The organism is Streptomyces sp. NBC_01551, from assembly GCF_026339935.1.
Classification (GTDB): Bacteria; Actinomycetota; Actinomycetes; order Streptomycetales; family Streptomycetaceae; genus Streptomyces.
Genome location: NZ_JAPEPX010000001.1, coordinates 6,380,570 through 6,399,139, shown reverse-complemented (window position 1 = coordinate 6,399,139; position 18,570 = coordinate 6,380,570). Strand labels below are relative to the sequence as shown.

Annotated in this window: 19 protein-coding genes; 4 read left to right on the top strand and 15 right to left on the bottom strand. The window is 74.6% G+C overall.

Translation table 11 applies throughout. The features are described from left to right. Positions 1-3 precede the first annotated feature (3 nt). Together OG982_RS28785 and OG982_RS28780 are read right to left on the bottom strand one after the other, a co-directional pair. Positions 4-498, bottom strand: a complete 495-nt coding sequence (locus tag OG982_RS28785; protein WP_266949719.1) for an LAETG motif-containing sortase-dependent surface protein — start codon at positions 496-498, stop codon at positions 4-6. 50 nt (positions 499-548) lie between these two features. Beyond that, the gene (locus OG982_RS28780) at positions 549-2,054 is read right to left on the bottom strand and encodes a PLP-dependent aminotransferase family protein (protein ID WP_266781831.1); all 1,506 of its coding nucleotides are present in this window, start codon (positions 2,052-2,054) and stop codon (positions 549-551) included. 29 nt (positions 2,055-2,083) lie between these two features. On the opposite strand from OG982_RS28780, the gene OG982_RS28775 reads away from it, so the two are divergent. After that, complete coding sequence (locus tag OG982_RS28775) at positions 2,084-3,031, top strand: DMT family transporter (protein ID WP_266781833.1); 948 nt, start codon at positions 2,084-2,086, stop codon at positions 3,029-3,031. Positions 3,032-3,205: 174 nt separating this feature from the next. Here OG982_RS28775 and OG982_RS28770 read toward each other — a convergent pair whose 3' ends face one another. The 3 genes from OG982_RS28770 to OG982_RS28760 all read right to left on the bottom strand — a co-directional run bounded on the left by OG982_RS28770 (position 3,206) and on the right by OG982_RS28760 (position 5,397). Further along, on the bottom strand, positions 3,206-3,580 hold the full coding sequence (locus OG982_RS28770; protein ID WP_266781835.1) for a YbjQ family protein: 375 nt from the start codon (positions 3,578-3,580) through the stop codon (positions 3,206-3,208). 96 nt (positions 3,581-3,676) lie between these two features. Continuing rightward, complete coding sequence (locus tag OG982_RS28765) at positions 3,677-4,429, bottom strand: response regulator transcription factor (protein WP_266949718.1); 753 nt, start codon at positions 4,427-4,429, stop codon at positions 3,677-3,679. A gap of 44 nt (positions 4,430-4,473) precedes the next feature. Next, a complete protein-coding gene (locus tag OG982_RS28760) occupies positions 4,474-5,397 on the bottom strand; it encodes a sensor histidine kinase (RefSeq protein ID WP_266949716.1) in 924 nt (307 codons plus the stop codon). 359 nt (positions 5,398-5,756) lie between these two features. Here OG982_RS28760 and OG982_RS28755 point away from each other — a divergent pair, with 359 nt between their 5' ends. Beyond that, positions 5,757-6,461, top strand: a complete 705-nt coding sequence (locus OG982_RS28755) for a hypothetical protein (protein ID WP_266781841.1) — start codon at positions 5,757-5,759, stop codon at positions 6,459-6,461. A 71-nt stretch (positions 6,462-6,532) separates the two neighbouring features. On the opposite strand, the gene OG982_RS28750 is transcribed toward OG982_RS28755, so the two are convergent. From OG982_RS28750 to OG982_RS28735, 4 genes are all read right to left on the bottom strand, one after another. After that, positions 6,533-7,465, bottom strand: a complete 933-nt coding sequence (locus OG982_RS28750; RefSeq protein ID WP_266949714.1) for an AAA family ATPase — start codon at positions 7,463-7,465, stop codon at positions 6,533-6,535. Positions 7,466-7,468: 3 nt separating this feature from the next. Further along, on the bottom strand, positions 7,469-8,680 hold the full coding sequence (locus OG982_RS28745; RefSeq protein WP_266781845.1) for an RNA ligase: 1,212 nt from the start codon (positions 8,678-8,680) through the stop codon (positions 7,469-7,471). 61 nt (positions 8,681-8,741) lie between these two features. Next, complete coding sequence (locus OG982_RS28740) at positions 8,742-9,422, bottom strand: NAD-dependent epimerase/dehydratase family protein (RefSeq protein ID WP_266781847.1); 681 nt, start codon at positions 9,420-9,422, stop codon at positions 8,742-8,744. Positions 9,423-9,441: 19 nt separating this feature from the next. Then, the gene (locus tag OG982_RS28735) at positions 9,442-9,876 is read right to left on the bottom strand and encodes a VOC family protein (protein ID WP_266781849.1); all 435 of its coding nucleotides are present in this window, start codon (positions 9,874-9,876) and stop codon (positions 9,442-9,444) included. 83 nt (positions 9,877-9,959) lie between these two features. Between OG982_RS28735 and OG982_RS28730 the strand changes: the two genes are divergently transcribed. Continuing rightward, the gene (locus OG982_RS28730) at positions 9,960-10,715 is read left to right on the top strand and encodes a YoaK family protein (protein ID WP_266949712.1); all 756 of its coding nucleotides are present in this window, start codon (positions 9,960-9,962) and stop codon (positions 10,713-10,715) included. Here OG982_RS28730 and OG982_RS28725 read toward each other — a convergent pair. The 3 genes from OG982_RS28725 to OG982_RS28710 form a co-directional block, all read right to left on the bottom strand. Further along, complete coding sequence (locus OG982_RS28725) at positions 10,669-11,622, bottom strand: hypothetical protein (RefSeq protein WP_266949711.1); 954 nt, start codon at positions 11,620-11,622, stop codon at positions 10,669-10,671. The genes OG982_RS28730 and OG982_RS28725 overlap by 47 nt on opposite strands. An 81-nt stretch (positions 11,623-11,703) precedes the next feature. Further along, positions 11,704-12,330: an alpha-ketoglutarate-dependent dioxygenase AlkB gene (locus OG982_RS28720; protein ID WP_266781855.1), complete on the bottom strand. Its 627-nt coding sequence runs from the start codon at positions 12,328-12,330 to the stop codon at positions 11,704-11,706. Positions 12,331-12,770: 440 nt separating this feature from the next. Then, the gene (locus OG982_RS28710; protein ID WP_266781859.1) at positions 12,771-13,115 is read right to left on the bottom strand and encodes a hypothetical protein; all 345 of its coding nucleotides are present in this window, start codon (positions 13,113-13,115) and stop codon (positions 12,771-12,773) included. Between the two features lie 147 nt (positions 13,116-13,262). On the opposite strand from OG982_RS28710, the gene OG982_RS28705 reads away from it, so the two are divergent. Further along, complete coding sequence (locus OG982_RS28705; protein WP_266781861.1) at positions 13,263-13,436, top strand: CsbD family protein; 174 nt, start codon at positions 13,263-13,265, stop codon at positions 13,434-13,436. Positions 13,437-13,515: 79 nt separating this feature from the next. Here the strand turns inward: OG982_RS28705 and OG982_RS28700 are convergent, their stop codons facing one another. From OG982_RS28700 to OG982_RS28690, 3 genes are all read right to left on the bottom strand, one after another. Then, positions 13,516-14,052 carry a hypothetical protein gene (locus tag OG982_RS28700; protein ID WP_266781863.1) on the bottom strand — a complete coding sequence of 179 codons (537 nt, stop codon included), beginning with the start codon at positions 14,050-14,052 and terminating at the stop codon, positions 13,516-13,518. A 122-nt stretch (positions 14,053-14,174) separates the two neighbouring features. Next, entirely contained in the window at positions 14,175-17,462 is a 3,288-nt protein-coding gene (locus tag OG982_RS28695; RefSeq protein WP_266949710.1) for an amidohydrolase family protein, read from the bottom strand. Positions 17,463-17,591: 129 nt separating this feature from the next. Next, positions 17,592-18,320, bottom strand: coding sequence for a VOC family protein (locus tag OG982_RS28690; RefSeq protein ID WP_266791645.1), 729 nt, complete (start codon positions 18,318-18,320; stop codon positions 17,592-17,594). Positions 18,321-18,570 lie beyond the last annotated feature (250 nt).

Sequence of the window (18,570 nt, the reverse complement as noted above, 5' to 3'; positions counted from 1 at the left end):
TCCTCAGCTGCTGACGCGGCGCCGCACGGTGTACAGGGCGCCGCCACCGACGGCGATCAGCGCGACGGCGCCGGCCCCGAGGGCCATGGTGGTGGCGGAGGAGCCAGTATGCGCGAGCTCGGAACCCTCGCCGCCGCCGGGGGTGGCGCTGGGCGCGGCCGACGGGACGCCGCTCGGCGCGGGGGACGGGGTGGCGCTGCCGGGGGCGCGGCTCACCGACGGCGACGGGGCGGAGGTCGGCGGGACGCTGCGGCTCGGGGTGGGCGTACCGCGCGGCGGGACGCTGCGGCTCGGGGTGGGCGTACCGCGCGGCGGGACGCTGACGGAGGGCGCCGGGGCGGTGCTGGCCGACACGCTGGGGACGGGCGACGGCATGGCGGACGGGCCCTGCGCGGCGAAGGCCGGCCCGGCGGCGAGAGCGACGGCCACCCCGGCGGCGGCGGTGGTGACGGCGGCCACCCGGCGGGCGGTCGGGGTGACGCTCTTCAGGTTCTTCACGGTGGTTCTCCGGTTCTCCACGGTCGGTGAGGGGCGCGGGATCACGCCCTTCACCCCCGCACGACGCGCGACCGGGCCGGAGGTTGCCGCCCCGGCGAAAAAACTTTTCGCCGCAGTGTCCCCAAGGCTTCGCCGAAGACCGCGACGCCCTCCTCGATCTCGCCGGCCGGGCCCGCCGCGTAGCCCAGGATCAGCCCGGGCGGGCCCGGTCCGAGGCGGTGCCAGGACAGCGGGTGCGCCTTGACGCCGAGGCCGAGGGCCGCCGAGGCGAGGGCGGTGTCCTCGAAGCGGTCCTCGTCGAAGGTGACCATCAGGTGCAGCCCCGCCGCCGCGCCGTGGACCCGGGCTCCCGGCAAACGGGCCGCGATCGCCCGCAGCATCGCGTCCCGGCGGCGGCGGTGGCGCCGCCGCACGAAGCGCAGGTGGCGTTCCAGCTCCCCGGAGTCCATCAGGTCGGCCAGCACCAGCTGCGCCAGCACCGCGTTGCCGAGGTCCGCGTACCGCTTGGCCTGAACCACCGCGTCCCGGTAGCGCTCCGGCGCCAGCACCCAGCCCAACCGGAGCGCGGGCGCGAGCAGTTTGGACACGCTGCCCGCGTAGCAGACCCGCTCGGGCAACATCGCCTTCAACGCGGGGACCGGCGCGCGGTCGTAGCGGTGCTCGGCGTCGTAGTCGTCCTCGATGACCACTCCCCCCGCGGCCGCCCAGCCCAGCAACTCCCGGCGGCGCTCGCCGTCGAGGACGACGCCGGTCGGGAACTGGTGCGCGGGCGTCAGCAGGACCGCCGCGGCCCCGCTCTCCCGGAGCGCGGCAACGTCCAAGCCGCCCGCGTCCACCCGTACCGGGGCCGTCTCCAGCCGCCCGTACTCCAGTTGCTGCCGCGCCCCGAGCGAGCCGGGGTCCTCCACCGCGATCCGCCGGACGCCGTCCTCGCGGAGCACCACGGCGAGGAGGGCCAGCGCCTGGGCGACGCCGGCGACGATCACCACCTCGTCGGGGTCCGCCCGGATGCCGCGGTTGCGGGCCAGCCAGCCGGCCACCGCCTCCCGCAGCGCGGGCGCGCCCTGCGGGTTGCCGTAGCCGAAGTCGGCCGCGGTGAGGCCGCCGAGGACCCGGCGTTCGGCCTGGAGCCAGGCGGTACGGGGGAAGGCGGTGAGGTCGGGTACCCCGGGCGAGAGGTCGATCCGGCAGGGTACGGCGCGCAGCGCGTCCACCAGCCCACCGCGGTCCGGGGTGCGCACGGGGGCGGCCGGCGCGGGCGGTGGGGCCGCGACCACGACGGTGCCGCCCCGGCCGCGCCCCGCCACCTGGCCGGTCTCGGCCAGCCGCTGGTAGGCCTCGGTGACCAGGCCGCGCGAGACGCCGAGTTCGGCGGCGAGGACCCGGCTGGCGGGCAGCCGGGTGCCGACCGGGAGCGTGCCGTCGGCGATCGCGGCGCGCAGGCGCCCGGCGAGCCACTCGGTGCGGCCGCCGAGCGGGGCCCGGCCGAGGTCGAGCTGGAGGAAGTCCGATCCGGCTTTGGACCCCTGGGACACGCTCTCATTGGACCTGCTCATGGGACCATTCTGGGGCCAGGCTCGATCGTATGGAGCCACTCACCACCCACCCCGCACCCGCCACCCTCGTCCCCTCCGCCCCACCCGCCCCCTCCGCCTCGCTGCGCGACCTCGCGCCCGGTATCGCCGGCATGGCCCTGGTCGGCAGCAGCGTCACCGTCTCCCGCTCGCTCGTCGACGCCCCGCTGTTCGCCACCCAGGCCGTCCGCTACGCGGCCGCCGCGCTGATCCTGCTCGCCCTCGCCCGGGCCGCGCGGGTGCGACTGCTGCTCCCGCGCGGCCGGGAATGGCTGTGGCTGGCGGGGATCGCCGCGACGGGCCTGGTCCTGTTCAACGTGGCCGTCGTACGTGGCGTCGCGCACGCCGAACCGGCCGTCATCGCCGTCGCGGTGGCTTCCGTGCCGGTCCTCCTCGGGGTGATCGGCCCGCTGCTGGAGGGCCGTCGGCCCCGCCGCCGGATCCTGCTGGCCGCCCCGGTCGTCGTGGCCGGGGCCGTACTGGTGGAGGGGACCGGCCGCACGGACGCCGCCGGGGTGGCCTGGGCCGCGCTCGCGCTGGCCTGCGAGGCGGGGTTCACGCTGCTCGCGGTGCCGGTGCTGCGGCGGCACGGCGCGTGGGGGGTGTCGCTGCACGCGGTGTGGCTGGGGGCGGTGATGCTGGCGGGGCTCACCCTGCTCTTCGAGCGCCCGGCGGACCTCGTGGAGCTGGGCCCGGACCAGTGGGCGGCCGCCGGGTACCTGGCCGTGATGGTGACTGCGGTGGCCTTCCTGCTCTGGTACCGCACCGTGGCCGCCGTGGGCTCCGGCCGAGCCGGGCTGCTGACCGGCGTCGCCCCGCTCGCCGCGGCCGGCGCCGGGGTCCTGACCGGGGGCGGGGTACCGGGCCCGGCGGTCTGGCTGGGCCTGGCCGTGGTCCTCGCCGGGCTGGCGGCGGGCCTGCGGGAGCCCGCACCGTCCGCGCCGCGCACGGCCCCTTGAGGGCCCCCTCTGAAGGCGCCCCGCTGAAGCCCCCTCCTCGTTGCCGTGCAGGACGTCCCCGGTGGCGCGGCGGGTGTAGTCGACGACACGCGGGAAGGCGCTGTCCACGGTGACGGACAGCTCGGGCGAGCTGATCGTCACGGGGCCGGCCGCCGCCGCGGCGGTTGGCGCGGGTCAGCCGGCCGACGGGACCAGGACCACGGCTGTCCCGTACGCGCACACCTCGGTGCCCACGTCGGCGGCGTCGGTCACGTCGAAGCGCATCGCGAGCACCGCGTTCGCGCCCCGCGCCTTCGCCGCCTCGATGAGCCGCTCCATGGCCTGGTTGCGGGTCTCCACCAGCGTCTTGGTGAGGCCCTTCAGCTCGCCGCCGATCATCGACTTCAGGCCCGCGCCGATCTGGCTTCCCAGGTGGCGGGAGCGCACGGTGAGGCCGAAGACCTCCCCGATGACCTGCTCGACCCGGTAGCCGGGGACGTCGTTGGTCGTGACGACCATGACGCCGGTCTGCTGGGGCCCTGGGCCGCCGCTGTAGTCTTCGATACCCATGCGGCCCACTCTGGCGCCGGTGGCCGCCGCCCGCATCCGGAAGGCCTCGAAGACGGTTGGTTCAGGCCATCCAGGTCACGCGGCTCCGGCACGCCGTCACGGCGTCCGGACGGCGAGCCCGAACTCGTGCGCGACGACCACGGCCTGCGCGCGGCTGGACAGGGCCAGCTTGCTCATGCAGCGGTGTACGTGGGTCTTGACGGTGGCGGCGCTCAGGACGAGCCGGGCGGCGATGTCGCCGTTGGCCAACCCGGCACCGACCAGGCCGAGCACCTCGCGCTCGCGCGGGGTGAGGGTGTCCAGAGCGGGGTACGGGGCGCCGGCGACCGGGGCGGCGTAGGTGTCGATCAGTCCGCGCAGGGCGCGCGGGCTGAACAGCATCTCGCCGGCGTGGACGGTGGCGATGGCGGCGAGCAGCCGGTCGGGCGGGGTGTCCTTGACGAGGAAGCCGCTCGCCCCGACCCGCAGGGCGCGGTAGACGTGCTCGTCGGAGTCGAAGGTGGTCAGCACGAGCACCTTGGGGCCCCCGCGTCCGCCCGCCTCCCCGGCGCGCTCCGGCTCGCCCACGCGCTCCGGCTCCCCCGCGCGCCCCGCGTTCTCCGCGCGCTCCGGCTCCCTCACGCGCTCCGCGTACTGCGCCAGGATCCGCTCGGTGGCGGCGATCCCGTCGGTCCCGGGCATCCGGATGTCCATGAGGACGACGTCGGGGCGGGTCTCGGCGGCGAGCCGCACCGCCTCCTCGCCGTCCGCGGCCTCCCCGGCGACCTCGAAGCCGGGCGCGGCGGTCAGCAGCGCGGTCAGCCCGGACCTGATGAGGAACTGGTCGTCTACGACGAGCACGCTCGGCATCGCCGCACCTCCTCCCCAGCTCGCCCGGCTCGCCCGGTCCCGGTTCACGCACCACGGCCGGCCCGGGGCACGGGAATCCGCAGCCTGACCTCGAATCCGCCCTCGGGGGCGGGTTCGGCGCTCACCGTGCCGTGGTAGATCGTCGCCCGCTCGCGCATGCCGATCAAGCCCTGGCCGGGCGCCCCGCGAGGGACTGAATCCCGCGCGCCGGCATGCCCCTTTCCGTCGTCCTTCACCCGTACCCGGACCTCGTCCTCGGCGTAGTGCACGCGAACGGTGGTCCGGGCGGCGGGCGCGTGCTTCAGCACGTTCGTCAGCGCCTCCTGGACGACGCGGTACGCGCACAGGTCGATCCCGGACGGCAGCGGGTACGCCGCGCCCGTGACCTGTACGTCGACGCCCACCCCGGCCTCGCCGACCCGCTTGGCGGGCTCGTCGAGCTGCGCGAGTCGGGGTACGCCGGGCAGGGCCGGGTCGGCGGGCGCCGCCTCCCGCGCGCGCAGCAGGACCAGCATCCGGCGCATCTCCGCGAGGGCCTCGCGGGCGCTGAGCGGCCCGATCCCCGGTTCGGCGAGCCGGGTGCCCCACAGGAGCACGAGCAGCGCCCCGGCCGCGCACCGGGCCGACACCCGGCGGGGGATGAGCGAGGCGACGGTGTAGAGCGGGAGGAGCAGCCCGCAGACGGCGACGACGTGGTAGTAGCCGAGGGTGAAGTACGCGGCGACGCAGAACGCGGTGCTCGCCAGGATGGCGACGGGGAATCGCCGCCGCAGGGCGAGCGGCAGGTAGCTCGCGACGAGGAGCGCGTAGGCGAGGGCGTCGGTGTCGCGCCAGTAGCCCTGGGGGTCGGGCCAGTTGCGGACCATGGTGGAGGAGATCCACAGCGAGCCGACGGCATACACGACCTCGCCGGTCACCGGAAGCCCGGCGCGGATCCGGACCGCCGCCGGGTGCGCGGACAACTGCACGTCAACCCCCTCTGGTACACCCCTGGTTGTACAGGGTCCCCACCCTGGGGGGTAGGCGGGTTTCACCCTGTGGATGGGCGCGGGCGGTGGCGGTCCGCCCGTAGATTTCCCGGAGCCGGTCCACTCCGGCATCGGCCCCTCCCCCCGGGGGCCCCGCCGCGCGGCCGTGCCCGTTCGGGGGCGGGCATGGCCTCGCACATGCGCACCATCGCCAGATATTGCGCATATCGGGTTAATCGGCGGTGCGCCGCCGGGCCGTTGGGCCACGCCCTCGTCATAGTCGTCCGTGGTGACCGCCTGGTCGCCGCCTCCGGCCGCGCGCCGCGGCCGGGCGGACGTCTTCATAGAGGAGCCGGCTCATGCTGAAGCGCCCCAGGACCATCCTCGCTCTCGCCGCCGGAAGCCTGGTGCTCGGCCTGGTCGGAGCGGGCGTCGCCGCGGCGGACGAGGACCCGCTGCCCGACACGCCGGAGCAGGGGAGCGTGGTGGACGACGGCACCGAGCACGGTTGGCCGGACGACGGCACCGAGAACTCGGGGAACACCGGCAACTCCGACGCCAGCACGGGCAACACAGGTAGCACGGGCAACACGGGCAACACGGGCAACTCCGACGCCAACACGGGCAACACTGGAAACACCGGAAACACGGGCAACACTGGAAACACGGGCAACACCGGTAACACTGGAAACACCGGCGACTGGGACAACTCGGAGAACTCCACCGGGACCCCGAACGGGTCCGGCGAGAACTCGAACGGAAACACCACCGACGGCACCCAGGTCAAGGCCGTCTACGGCAAGGTCGTCTCCAAGGGCCCGCTGACCATCCGCAACAAGCCCTACGTCGGATCGAACAACCTCGGCACGCTCCAGCCCGGCCGGCACGTCGAGCTCGTGTGCAAGAACACCGGGGACCTGGTTGACGGCAACGACATCTGGTACCGCCTCGCCGGCTCCGAGTCCCGCTGGGTGGCCGCGCGCTACGTCCAGAACCTCGGCCCCGTGAAGGCCTGCCCGGCGCGTCCGCGCGAGCCGCGCCCGCAGCCCGTGCCGATGCCGTAACCCGGCAGCCGGAAGGCCGGCCCCCGCACCTCGGGGGCCGGCCTTCCGGGGCGTGGCGGCGCACGGCCGCGCTAGAAGTCCCCGTAGTTGACCTGCCAGGTGGGCAGGCCCATCCGGCGCCAGACCGCGACCACCCGGTCCCGGTCGTCCAGCGACATCCGCACCGCGTACCGGTGGCGGACGTGCGCGTCGAACAGTTCGGCCTTCACCACGTCATCGCGGCGCTGGTCCCCGGACGCGCGCATCCACAGCTCGTCGTACGGCACCTCGTGCCGCGCCAGCCATTCCTCCGTCTGCACCCGGTGGTCCTCGCTCCGCCCGGACAGCAGCACGATGGTGTCGCCCTCGGCGCGCCTGAAGGCGTCCAGGGCGTACCGCACCGGCTCGTTGAGCAGGTCGAGTCCGCAACGCGTGAAGTCGTAGACGTGACGGTCGCCGGTCAGCGCGAGCGTCCCGTCGATGTCGCACATCACCGCGGCGGGCAGCGCCGGGTCGGCCACGTACGGCTGCACGGGGGGCTGGTCGTTGAGCCACTCGGCGGTGAGCCGCCAGCCGCCCTTGCGGGACCGCTGGTGCTTGTCCGCGAGGATCCGGATGATCTCCTCGCCGACCTGCCGTTCCCGCGCGGCGTCCCGGGCCACGCACTCCTCCACCGACACGTCCGTGAAGTCGTGCACGACGAAGGTGGCGAGCCCCCCGACCGCGGCCTTGAGCCGCTTGGGGATGTGCGGTGTCAGGTGCGTGTTGTCGACGACCACGTCGAACCCGTCCTCGACCGCCGCGCGCACGGCCGCGTCCTGGACGGCCAGGACGGTCTGCTCGTGCTTGTACGAACGGCTCCGCTCGGGGTCGGGCACGTCGAGCATGGCCCGCAGGTCATCCAGGTTGACACGGCGTATCCGCCCTCCGGCCTCGGCCTGCAGGGCCCGCGCCGCGGTCGTCTTCCCCGAGGCCGGCAGCCCCGTCATGACATGGACGACGGGGCGTGCGGGGTCTTCGGACACTGGTCAGTTCTCCTCGTCGGTGGTGTAGGGGTCGGCCGTCTCCGGCCGCACGTCCCGCCAGACGGCGAGCTCGGTGGACCGGCCGTCCAGGCGCAGGAACATCGCGGCGCGCAGCCGGCTGTCGGGCAGCGCCTTCGCGGCCCGCGCGAAGGCGCCCCGGTCGCCGGTCAGGTGCGCGAGGCCCCGGAAGGCCTCGTCGATGGCGCGCTCGCGCCGCGCGGCCTCTTCCTCGATGCGGGCGATGACCTGGCGCACCCAGGTGTCGAACTCGTCGGGCACCTGGTCCAGCAGCGCGTCGAGCGGCTTGTCGCCCCAGGCGTCGATGTCGGCGACCGTGCAACCCAGGTGCTGGGCCAGCTGCTTGGCGGGCAGGCCGGCGAAGCGCTGGATGCCGTGGCCGCGCCAGATGTCGCGCTCGGTGACCCGGGTCAGCACCTTGTGCAGCCGTACGTACTCGGAGATCTTGGCCTTCGCCCGGACGCCGGACGCGAAGCGCAGCACGAAGCCCTCGGCGTCGGTACCGGTGGCGGTGCGGCCGCCGGGCAGGGTGTTGGACTCGGTCAGCGCGATCAGTTCGGCCAGCGGCATGGCGGGCCACACCGTGACGACGGAGCCGATGCCCTGCCAGTGGGCGGCGGCCTCGGCGAGCGGGACCTCGGTGCCGTCCCGCCCGAAGGCGGCGAGCAGGACCAGGTCCCGGCGGTCGCCGTAGTCGACGACGATGCGGTTCTCCGGGTACAGGATCTCGGCGAGGTAGGTCACGCCCGGGACCAGGCCCGAGGTGTCCTTGCCGTCGAGGCGGCGCTGCGCCCAGGTGGCCTGGGCGCTGATGAAGGAACCCTTGGAGGCGACCCGCCAGTGGCCGGCGTAGTGGAAGACCACGCCGAGGCTGCCGTCGACCTTGTCGTACACCTCGAACGGCTCGTCCTGCGGCAGCGCGGGCGCGTACGGCCGCCCGGCCTCGTGCTCGCCGACGTTGAAGAACTTCGGCAGCGGCAGGGCGACGACGGCGCCGGTGGTGTCGTCGGCGACGAGGCCTCGACAACGCGTGGTGACCTGGTTCCACACCTGCTCGTACTGGGCCGTCCGCGTGTACGTGTAGATGGACAGCGGCAGTTCGGGGTGCGACTTGCGGGTCACGTGCCCGGCGTCGATGGCGGCCGCCAGGTCCTGGGGCGGCAGCAGGTCGTGCAGAGTCAGGTGGGCCTGGCTCATGGGGTTCCTCCCGGATCGAGATGCTCCATTCTCACGTGCGGGAGGACGGTCCGACAGCGAATTATGCCTGGTCCGCGCCGCCGAGACGGTTGATGTCACGGGTGCGCAGGACATGGGTGCCGGGGGCCGTCGCGGGGGTGGCGACGGCGATCATGGCGCGGCCGAGGAGCTCGGTGGTGGTGATCCGGTCCGGCGCGATCCGGCGCAGCAGCCGGATGAGCGGGCCGGCGACGGTGTAGACGGTGCGGTGCAGACGCGTCTTGGACGGCAGGCCGTGCATCGGCTGCACGATGCCGGGACGGAACATGTAGGCCCGGAACGGCAGCAACAGCAGCTCGTTCTCCGTCTTGCCCTTGACGCGGGCCCACATGGCCCGGCGGCTCTCGGTGCTGTCGGTGCCCTCCCCGGAGATGTACACGAACGTCATCCGGGGGTTGGCCGCGGCGAGGGGGCGGGCGACCGCGAGCGTCAGGTCGTGGGTGATGCGGCGGTAGGCCTCCTCCTTCATGCCGACGGAGGAGACGCCGAGGCAGAAGAAGCAGGCGTCGAAGCCGGGCAGTTCGGCGGAGAGCGCGGAGAGGTCGGAGGGATCGGCCTGGACGAGCTCGCGCAGTTTGGGGTGCGAGACGCCGAGCGGGGTCCGCCCGACGGCGACGACGCGTTCGACGGCGTCATCGCGCAGGCATTCGCGCAGGACCCCGTGGCCGAGCATTCCGGTTCCGCCGAAGAGGATGACGTTCACAGGGGCAGCGTAGGCCCGGCTAGTGCGAGACGCAGAGTTCGTTGCCTTGCGGGTCGGCGAGTGTCGTCCACCGGAAGGGGCCCTGGGTGGCTTCGTGGAGGTGCGTGGCGCCCTTGGCGATCAGGCGTTCGACCACGGCCTTCGGGTCGTCGGCTGCGGTGCGGACGTCGAGGTGGACGCGGTTCTTGACGGTCTTGGCGTCGAGTACGAACTGGAAGAGGATGCGGGGCGCGCGCTCCAGGCCCTCCGGGTGGCGGATCGCGGCCCCGGCCTTCCACACGAGGGTGCCGCGGTGGGTGGTGGTGTCCTCGTCGGTGGCGTGGCCGGCCTCGATGGTGCGGCGGATGAAGGCCTCGTCGCTGGGCTCCACCTCCCAGCCGAGGGCGTCGGCCCACCAGTCGGCGAGGGGATGCGGGTCGGCGGAGTCGATGGTCACCTGAAACGTGTATGCCATGGCCGGGACCCTACTGAGGTGCTCGGGGCGCCGCCACAGGAAACGCGGCGGCACGGGCACGTCGCGCGGCGGGAGGGAGCGGGATGATCCGGCGGAGGCTGTCCGCCCTGCTGTTCCCGCCGGGGCCGGACGGGGAGAGCGGGCCGCACGCGGCGGTGGCGCCGCTGCTGGTCGTGCTCACGTTCGTGAGCGGGCTGGTGGACGCGGTGAGCTATCTGGGGCTCGACCACGTCTTCGTCGCCAACATGACGGGCAACGTGGCGTTCCTCGGCTTCGCGCTCGCCGGGGACCGGGAACTGTCCGGCGCGGCCTCGCTCTTGGCGCTGGCGGCCTTCATCGCCGGGGCGATGGCCACCGGGCGGCTGCGCCGCGACCGCACGGCGGCGCGGATGTTCGGCCCGCTGGTGGCGGTGCAGGCGGCCCTGGTCGGCGGCGCTCTCGCCGCGACGGCGTCCGGGGGCGGCCAGCTCGCGGTGGTCGGCCTGCTCGCGCTCGGCATGGGCCTGCAGAACGCGGTCGTCCACCGGCTGGCGGTACCGGACCTGACGACGACCGTGGTCACCCGGGCGCTGACGGGACTGGCCGCCGACCCGTGGGGAGCGCCCGCGGTTCGGCGCCTGGTCTCGGTCGCGGCCCTGCTCTGCGGGGCCGTCGCGGGCGGTCTGCTGACGCTGCACCACGGCTCGCGCTGGGCCCTGCTCGCGGCGCTCGCCCTGCTGGCCTGGGTCGCGGTGGCGGGGATCCGGGCGGGCGGCGCGGATCCGGGCGGCGGGGATCCGGGCGGCGCCGGGGTCAGCGGCGGCGGCCGGGGCGACGCCGGTGGGCCGCGACGAACATGACGAAGGTCAGCAGCCACGCGGCGACGGCGATCCTCAGCAGCAGCTCACCCGCTTGGCCCAGCCAGGCCACGCCCGTCGGGTCGGCCGCCGAGAGGCAGGCGGTCGCCGTCATGCCGAGCGGGAACACGGTCGCCCAGCGCCGGATGTCGTAGCGCGGGCGCGGGCTGCCCAGTTCGGCGGCTAGGAGGACCACGTACCAGACGAGCGAGAGGGCGAGCGCGACGAGCGTGACGGTGCGCAGGGTGGTGTGCGCCCAGCCCGTCCAGACGGGTGACGCCGTGAGCCTGGAGCCGGCCAGGGCCGAGATGGCCAGCGCGCCGCCCGCCACCCAGTGGTCGCCGGCCCCCCGGAACACCTCGCGGAAGTCGAACCGTACGAGGGCCGCTCCGTACAGCAGCAGGCCGAGGCAGAACGCGGCCAGCGCCGCCCGGGCGAGCCAGTCGGCGTCGTCCGCCGCGGCCAGCACCGCCGCGAGCACGGCGAGCCCCTGGGTCGCGACGCAGACGAGGAAGGCCGCTCCCGGCATCCGCCGGTGCCAGTGCCGTACGACGGCGAGCAGCAGCCCGGGCCAGAGCACGGTGGCCAGCGCCAGCGCGGCGGCGGCCGCCCCCTGCCACCCCAGCATCGAGAGCCGGCACCCGAGCACGGTGGTGGCGGCGACCGCCGTCAGCGCCGCCGGGGTGTCGGCCTCGGCCCGGAAACGGCCGCGGTCGCCGATCAGCCGGGCCGCGAAGTCGCGGGCGAGGACGAGCCACAGCAGCCCCGCGATCCCCAGGGCCACCAGCGACAGCAGCTCCTGCCCGATCAGGTGCAGGCCGATCGAGAGGATCCCGGCGGCCAGGACGGCCGCGCCCGCCGCCGGAGGGAGTCCGGCCGGCCGGCCGCGGTCGGGTACGGGGACCTCCACCCCTCCAGCGGACACCGGCGGCGTGGCGTGCGCCAGCTCGGTGCGCCATCGGAGGAACCCGCGCGAGCGGCCGTAAGGGGGTTACAGGACGCCGCGGGTGCGGAACTGGACGCTGATCCGGGGGCCGACGGCGCGGGCCGATTTGGGGATCGCGTGCTCCATCGTGCGCTGGCAGGAGCCGCCCATCACGACGAGGTCGCCGTGTCCGAGCGGCAGCCGCAGCAGGGTGGGGCCGCCGTCGCGCGGGCGCAGGGCGAGGTCGCGCGGATCGCCGACGGAGACGATGGCGACCATGGTGTCCTCGGTGGCGGAGCGCCCGCCCCGGTCGCCGTGCCAGGCGACGCTGTCTCGGCCGTCGCGGTAGAGGCACAGCCCGGCGGTGGTGAACGGCTCGCCGAGCTCGGCGGCGTAGTGCCCGCTCAGGGCCGCCCGGGCGTCTGTGAGCGCGGGGTGCGGGAGGGCCTCGCCCTCGCCGTAGAAGGCGAGCAGCCGTGGTACGTCCACCTCGCGGTCGTACATCTGGCGCCGCTCGGCCCGCCACGGCACCTCTGCGGCCAGCCGCTCGAACAGCGCGTCGGCCCCGGTCAGCCAGCCGGGCAGGTGGTCCACCCAGGCCCCGGCGCCGAGCTCGGTCCGGCGCAGCCCGCAGAGCGGGCCGAGGCCGATCTCGTCGGTCTGGTCGAAGAGCGAGCCCTGGAGTGCGTGCATGCCTCCAGGGTAGCGCGCCACCCGAACACCTGCTCGATTATTCGACCCGGGTGCCGGATTCCTTCTGGCGCGCCTTCTTCTTCGAGGGACACCCGCTCGCGGCGACCCTGAACATCTACCGGACGTATCAGGGCCCGCGCATGACCGTTTTCGTCCTCGGCGCTTTCCATCTGGCGACAGTGGCCGCCGGATACGTCGTTGAGTTCATGTTCGGCGGGCTCGGTCTGGCGCCGACCCGGCGGACGCGCGAATTCCCACGGAGGGCGTGCGCTGGAATTGCACGGCCTGACTCAACATCGCGTTCCTGTTGAATGCTCCGCATGATGGGCGGCACGCCCGACCCCGGCGACCCGCGACGCGGTCCGGAGCGCGAACGCCCCGCCTGACGCCGTCGGCGGCGGGCGGGGCGTCACTGTCGCGCCTGGCCGGTCACGCGCGCACTAGAAGGACTTCCAGCCCCCGCACGACGAGAGCTTGAACCCGTCCCATTCGCAGACCCGCGCCTGCCGGATGACGTACGGGAACCACCGCTCCGTGATGTCGTGGTTCAGGGTCGTGACCCTGTCGGTTCCGCCGCCGTACATCCGGACCTCGAGAGCGGCGCCGGCGGCGTCCTCGCTCTGGTCCCAGATCGTGCCGAAGGAACCGTCGACGTAACCCCAGTCGCAGCGCCCTTCGTAGCAGCTGCTCCAGCGGTAGCCCGCGGCATTGGCGGGAGCGGCGGCGAGAAGCACGGTCGCCGCGACGGCCGGCAATACCGATAATTTCGCGATTCGCTTGATCATCTGTTTCCCTCCCCTGGAATACTGACAAGGCGGGACCCTAGCCGGGAAATCCCGGAAGGGAATCAACCCGAATCAGCCAGGTTTACGGGGGCCATTCGCGGTCAGACGCATTCACGTCCACCGTTTCCGACGTACGGGAGGGACCACATGTCCCGCGGAGAGAAGGCGAAGGCCAAGACCGAGCAGGCCAAGGGCACGGCCAAGGAGGCCGCCGGCCGGGCCGTCGGCAACGAGCGTCTGACCGCCGAGGGCCGCATGGACCAGGCGAAGGGCGACGCCCGCCAGGCCAAGGAGAAGATCAAGGACACGCTCAAGGACTGACGCCCGCACGGCGCGCTGCCTCCCCGGTGCCCTCGCGGCGGCGGGGAGGCGGCGCGCTGCGGTGCGGGTGAGGGCCGGCTCAGCAGCCGCCGCAGGTGTAGTAGAGGACGTCCCAGTGGTTGCCCTCGTCGGCGTAGATGTTGCCCGAGCCCGACTTCCACTGCGGAGCACCGTCGCCGCGCGGGCCGATGTACGTGAAGGTGTTCTTGACGTACGTGGTCAGGCAGCCCGCCTTCCCGAAGTCGAGCTTGTAGCCGTTCCAGTGGGAGTACGTGCCGCTCGCGTGCCCCGTCTCCGTGCCGCCGGTGATGTTCAGGGCGCAGCCGCTCGCGCTCCTGAGGGTCTGCGCGGCCTGGGCGGTGGCGAGGTTCAGCTGCTCGAACGACGTGCAGCTGCCATTGTTGCGGTCGGAGCAGTTGCCCGACGAGGACCAGGTGATCCCCGACTGGCGGAACATCGAGGTCGCGGTGGCGTGGCTGATCTTGGTGGGGGCGGCGTGCGCGTCGGTGGCCCCGGCCAGCACCCCGACGCCGGGCGCGAGGAGCGCGCCGGCGATCAGGGCGAGTGCGGTGACGAGGGAGCGGATGCGCGGGTGCGTGCGGGGTGGTGTGTGCACGGGCGGTTCCTTCGGCTCGGCGACCGTACGGACACGGCGATGGTGCCGCACCGGCGCGGACGGCCACCAGGGCGGGACTCGGCCAGCCCGCCGGCCCGTCGGCCGCTCTGCCCGCCGGCCCGTCAGCCCGCGAACGGGGAGCCGCAGCAGCTGTCCCGGGCCAGCTCGCGGGCGACCGCGCGCCAGTCGTCGCCGGGGTTCTCGGCCGGGGTGCGCCGGGCGAACTCCTCGACGATCGCGGCGCGTTCGTGGACGACGCCGCCCCGGACGGCAGCGCGGGTCCGGATCAGGGCGGCGAAGTCCGCGAACGGATCCCCGTCGACGACGGTCAGGTCCGCCAGTTTCCCGGTCTCCACCGTGCCGAGGCGGTCCGCGACGCCGAAGACGCGCGCCGGGGTCCGCGTCACCGTGGTCAGGGCCTCGGCCGGGCTCATTCCGTACCGGTGCAGGGCCCGCAGCACCAGGTGGAGCTGGAGTCCGACCGGGGTCAGTGGCGCGTCGGTGCCCAGGGCCAGCCACGCGCCGCCCCGCAGGGCCCGCCGGTAGACGGCGACCTCCCGCTCCAGGGCGGTCAGCTGCTCCTCGGTGGGCGGCTCCCCGGCCACCGCCTTGACCGCCACCACGTCCCACGGCGGCATCAGGGCCGTCACCCGCGCGTCGGCGGCGGCACCGGGGTCCTGGCCGAGCAGGGGCAGCGCCGTGAACGGCGTGGCGATCAGATGGAAGCCGCCGCGGGTGTAGAGCTCCAGGGCGTCCTGGTAGGTGTGGCCCGACGGGGTCGCGCCGTGCCCGGACTCCGCGCGCTCGGTGGCCACCAGATGCGTGGTCAGGTCCTGCCCCGCGTGGATCCCGGCCGCGCACAGGTGCGAGCCGGCGGGAACCCCCAGCCGCTCGTGCGCGAATCGGGCGGCCTGCGCCATCTGCGGGTACGGGGCCCGGACGTAGGTCTTGACGAAGTCCCAGTCGAGGGCGGCGGCCCGGGCCAGCGAGCGGGTGAAGCCCTCCGGCGTGCGGTGGGCGCGGCCCATGCTGTAGGCGACCCGGGAGCCGTCCAGGAGTTCTCCGCCGGCCAGCAGCCGGGGCGCGGCGAGCCGACCCGCCAGGATGTCCTCCCGTACCCGGGCCTGCTCGTACGCCGAACCGCCGAGCGAGACCGCGGTGGTGATCCCGTAGGCGAGCAGGGTCGCGCCCTCGCGCGCGCCGTAGGTGTTCAGGTACGGGTGGATGTGCGCGTCCCACAGACCCGGCAGCACGGTGGCACCGGACGCGTCGACGGTACGGGTGGCCCGGCGGCGCACCCCCGGCCGGTGCGGTTCGACGGCGGTGATCCGGCCGCCGCTGATCAGGACGTCCACGTCGGCGCGCGGCGCGGAGCCGGTGGCGTCCCAGAGCTGCCCGGCCCGTACGACGGTGTCCACGGGGGCCGGCCTGCGGTAGCTCAGCGCGACCGGCACGCTCCGGGCCGGGCCGGCCGGGGCGCCCGCGGCGTCGAGGGATAGCAGGCGCAGCCGGGCGCCGGACTGGTAGAGCAGCGTGCGGGAGTCCCCGGACCAGGAGGGGTGGTCGGCGGGTTCGTCGGTGAGGCGGCGGGCCGGGCCGTCCGGGGCGCCGTCGGGGGTGACCGGGAGCAGCCACAGGGCTGATTCGCTGACGCAGGCCAGGTGGCGGCCGTCGGGGGACCACGCGGGGCCGGAGGCGTAGCGGTCGGACAGCGAGGCGTGCGGGGCGAGGGCGTACAGACGGGACGCACCGCTGCTCGCGTCGACGATCCGGATGAGGTTGTAGCCCTCGCGGAATCGCCGGCTGAGCCGGTTGCGGTCGCAGAGGGCGAGGTGGCGGCCGTCCGGGGACCAGCTCGGCGGGCCGGGCAGCCCACCGCCGCCGAGGGCGTCCGCCAGGCGGGTCTCGGCCCCGGTGGCCAGGTCGCGCACGAGGAGGCGGCCGGACATGTCGAGGGCGGCCAGGCGGGTGCCGTCCGGGGAGAGGGCGCCGTAGACGCGCCCGCCGGGGGCGAGCACGCGTTCGGCGCCGTCGGCCAGCTCGCGGCGGCGGACGGCGTTCAGGCCGTCGCGGTCGTCGGTGTAGAGCAGGGCGCGGCCGTCGGGCGTCCATACGGGGGCCTGGACGTACGTGGTGGCGGCGGCGCGGACGATCCGGCGCGGCGCGCCCCCGGTCACGGACGCCACCCACAGGGAGTTCAGGGAGGCGAAGGCCACGCTGCGGCCGTCGGGAGAGAGGGCCGGCAGGTGGATGCCGCGCACCGGGCGGTCCCGTTCGGCCTCCAGGACGTACGCCTTGGCCCGGTAGCGGGGCCGGCGGATGTCGAGGGTGGCGTCGAGGGGGAGTTCGCGGCCGGTGTTCTCCCGGTGGGGGCGGATCAGCCGGAACCGGCCGTCGAGGGTGATCAGCAGTTGGTCGTCCCCGGCCCAGCGCGGCGGCGCGGGCGCGAGATCGCCGTCGAGGGCGACGTGGCGGCCGTCCACGAACAGGGTCAGGTGCTCGGCCTTGCGGGGCCCGGGCAGGGCGCACAGCCAGGCGGTGCGGCCGGCCGGGGAGAGCGCCGGGGCGAGCAGGCGGCCGTCGGCGACGGTGTGCTCGGTCCGCACAGGTGCGGGGGCGTCGGCGGGGGCATCGTCGTCGCCGGCTTCAGGGGCGTCGGAGGCGCCGGGGGCCCCAGGGGCGTCGGCGTCGGCCAGGGGCGTGGCGGCCACCGAGGCGAGGGTGCGGGCCGTGAGGGTTTCCCCGGCGAAGGTTCCGCGTACGAACAGCACCCGGGAGCCGTCGGCGGACCAGGCCGGGTCGAAGTCCTCCCACTCGCCGCCCTGTCCGGGCCCGCTCTGGCCGGGGAGGCCGGTGAGGCGGCGGGCGTGGCCGTCGCGTACCCGTACGGTCCAGATGCGGTACGGGCTGCCCGCCACCGGGTCGCCACCGCGTTCGGAGCAGCAGGCGATCGTGGTGCCGTCGGGGGACCAGGCGGGCGCGCGGTGGTCGAACGGGCCGTCGGTGAGCCTGCGCAGGCCCGAGCCGTCGGCGTTCATCAGCCAGATGTGGAAGGTGCCGTCGCGGTAGGCGCTCATCGCCACCTGGCGGCCGTCGGGCGAGAGCACGGGGCGGGTCGGCTCCAGGTCGGGCGGGGTCAGTGCGCGCGCGGCCGAGCCGTCCGGCGTCAGCTCCCAGAGGATCCCCTGCACCTCGGCGATGACGCGGTCCGCGGTGGCGGTGGTGGTCGCCGCGCCGTTGGTGGCGGCGGTGAGGCGCAGCCTGACCGGATCGTCGGAAGCGGGTGCGCCGGCGGCCGGTGCGCCGACGCCCGGTGCGGCGGTGGCCGCCGCTGCCGGGGCGGACCCGAGGAGCGCCGCCGCCGTACCGGCAGAAGCCGCCTGCAGTACCGTCCTGCGTGCTACCGCCACCCGGATCCCTCGTCCCCGTACCGCCAACGCCCACGTCAGACGGGTCAACGAGCGGTCCCGCGCTGGGCAACGGGCCCGCCGCGCGGAGCCTCGAACGCCGGCGGGGCCGGAGGGGGCCGGACCGGCCCGTCAGGTGTTCGGCGAGACGATGGTGAACAGTGCGCCGTCCGGGTCGCGGAGGGTGATCGAGCGGCTGGTGGGCCCGGTCTGGACGGGGGAGACGGCCGATCCGCCGAACGTGGTGGCGGTCTCCACGGCCTTCTCCAGGTCGAGCACCGAGAAGTGGACGTGCCAGCGCGGCCGGACCTGCGGGTCGGGGGCCGCCTCGACGGCCCCGCCGCTGATCCGCGCCACCGTGTCGTGGCCCCGGCGGACGATGACGCGGCCCTGCTCGTAGGAGACGTCGCAGCAGCCCGGCCGTTCGCAGGCCCAGTCCAGGACCTCCCCGTAGAAGACCGCGGCGGCGAACGCGTCCCGGGTGTGGAGTTCGATCCACGCGGCGGCCCCGTCCCCGCGGGCGGTCCAGTCGGGGATGACCTCGCCCTGCCAGAACCCGAAGACCGCCCCGTCGGGGTCGGCGGCGAGCGCGGCGCGCCCGGTCCCGAAGGCGAGCGGGCCGACCGCCGTCGTGGCGCCGCGCTCGCGGATCCGCGCGGCCGTCACATCGGCGTCCTCGACCGCGAAGTACGGGGTCCAGGCCACCGGGATGCCCAGCCGCAGCGCCAGGGCGCCGATCCCGGCGACCGGCACGCCGTCGAGCATGGCGACCGAGAACTGCTCGCCGAGCCGGGTGGGCCGGAATTGCCAGCCCAGTACGGCGCCGTAGAAGGCGTGGGCGGAGGCGAGGTCCCGGGTCATCAGGCTGACCCAGCACGGCGCTCCGAAAATCTCATGGCTGGACGTCGACACGGTTCCCGGCCTCCTCGCCACGCGGCTGCGACTGACCCACGGGATTCACGGTAGTGCCAGAGCCCGGACAAGGCCGTGAGGTGCGCGTTGCACCGCCCGCGCGGCGGCCGGCGCGAATCGCCGCGCCACCCCGCCGGGGTATCTCGACCGACCTCAGGCCACCGGCAGTGCTACAAATAGTTCGTGACCCATCCTTGCA

Bases quoted from the DNA above. Each gene is read 5' to 3' on its own strand.
- OG982_RS28780 (WP_266781831.1), bottom strand. From the start codon at position 2,054: ATGAGCAGGTCCAATGAGAGCGTGTCCCAGGGGTCCAAAGCCGGATCG.
- OG982_RS28775 (WP_266781833.1), top strand. From the start codon at position 2,084: ATGGAGCCACTCACCACCCACCCCGCACCCGCCACCCTCGTCCCCTCC.
- OG982_RS28770 (WP_266781835.1), bottom strand. From the start codon at position 3,580: ATGGGTATCGAAGACTACAGCGGCGGCCCAGGGCCCCAGCAGACCGGC.
- OG982_RS28765 (WP_266949718.1), bottom strand. From the start codon at position 4,429: ATGCCGAGCGTGCTCGTCGTAGACGACCAGTTCCTCATCAGGTCCGGG.
- OG982_RS28755 (WP_266781841.1), top strand. From the start codon at position 5,757: ATGCTGAAGCGCCCCAGGACCATCCTCGCTCTCGCCGCCGGAAGCCTG.
- OG982_RS28745 (WP_266781845.1), bottom strand. From the start codon at position 8,680: ATGAGCCAGGCCCACCTGACTCTGCACGACCTGCTGCCGCCCCAGGAC.
- OG982_RS28735 (WP_266781849.1), bottom strand. From the start codon at position 9,876: ATGGCATACACGTTTCAGGTGACCATCGACTCCGCCGACCCGCATCCC.
- OG982_RS28730 (WP_266949712.1), top strand. From the start codon at position 9,960: ATGATCCGGCGGAGGCTGTCCGCCCTGCTGTTCCCGCCGGGGCCGGAC.
- OG982_RS28720 (WP_266781855.1), bottom strand. From the start codon at position 12,330: ATGCACGCACTCCAGGGCTCGCTCTTCGACCAGACCGACGAGATCGGC.
- OG982_RS28710 (WP_266781859.1), bottom strand. From the start codon at position 13,115: ATGATCAAGCGAATCGCGAAATTATCGGTATTGCCGGCCGTCGCGGCG.
- OG982_RS28705 (WP_266781861.1), top strand. From the start codon at position 13,263: ATGTCCCGCGGAGAGAAGGCGAAGGCCAAGACCGAGCAGGCCAAGGGC.
- OG982_RS28690 (WP_266791645.1), bottom strand. From the start codon at position 18,320: ATGACCCGGGACCTCGCCTCCGCCCACGCCTTCTACGGCGCCGTACTG.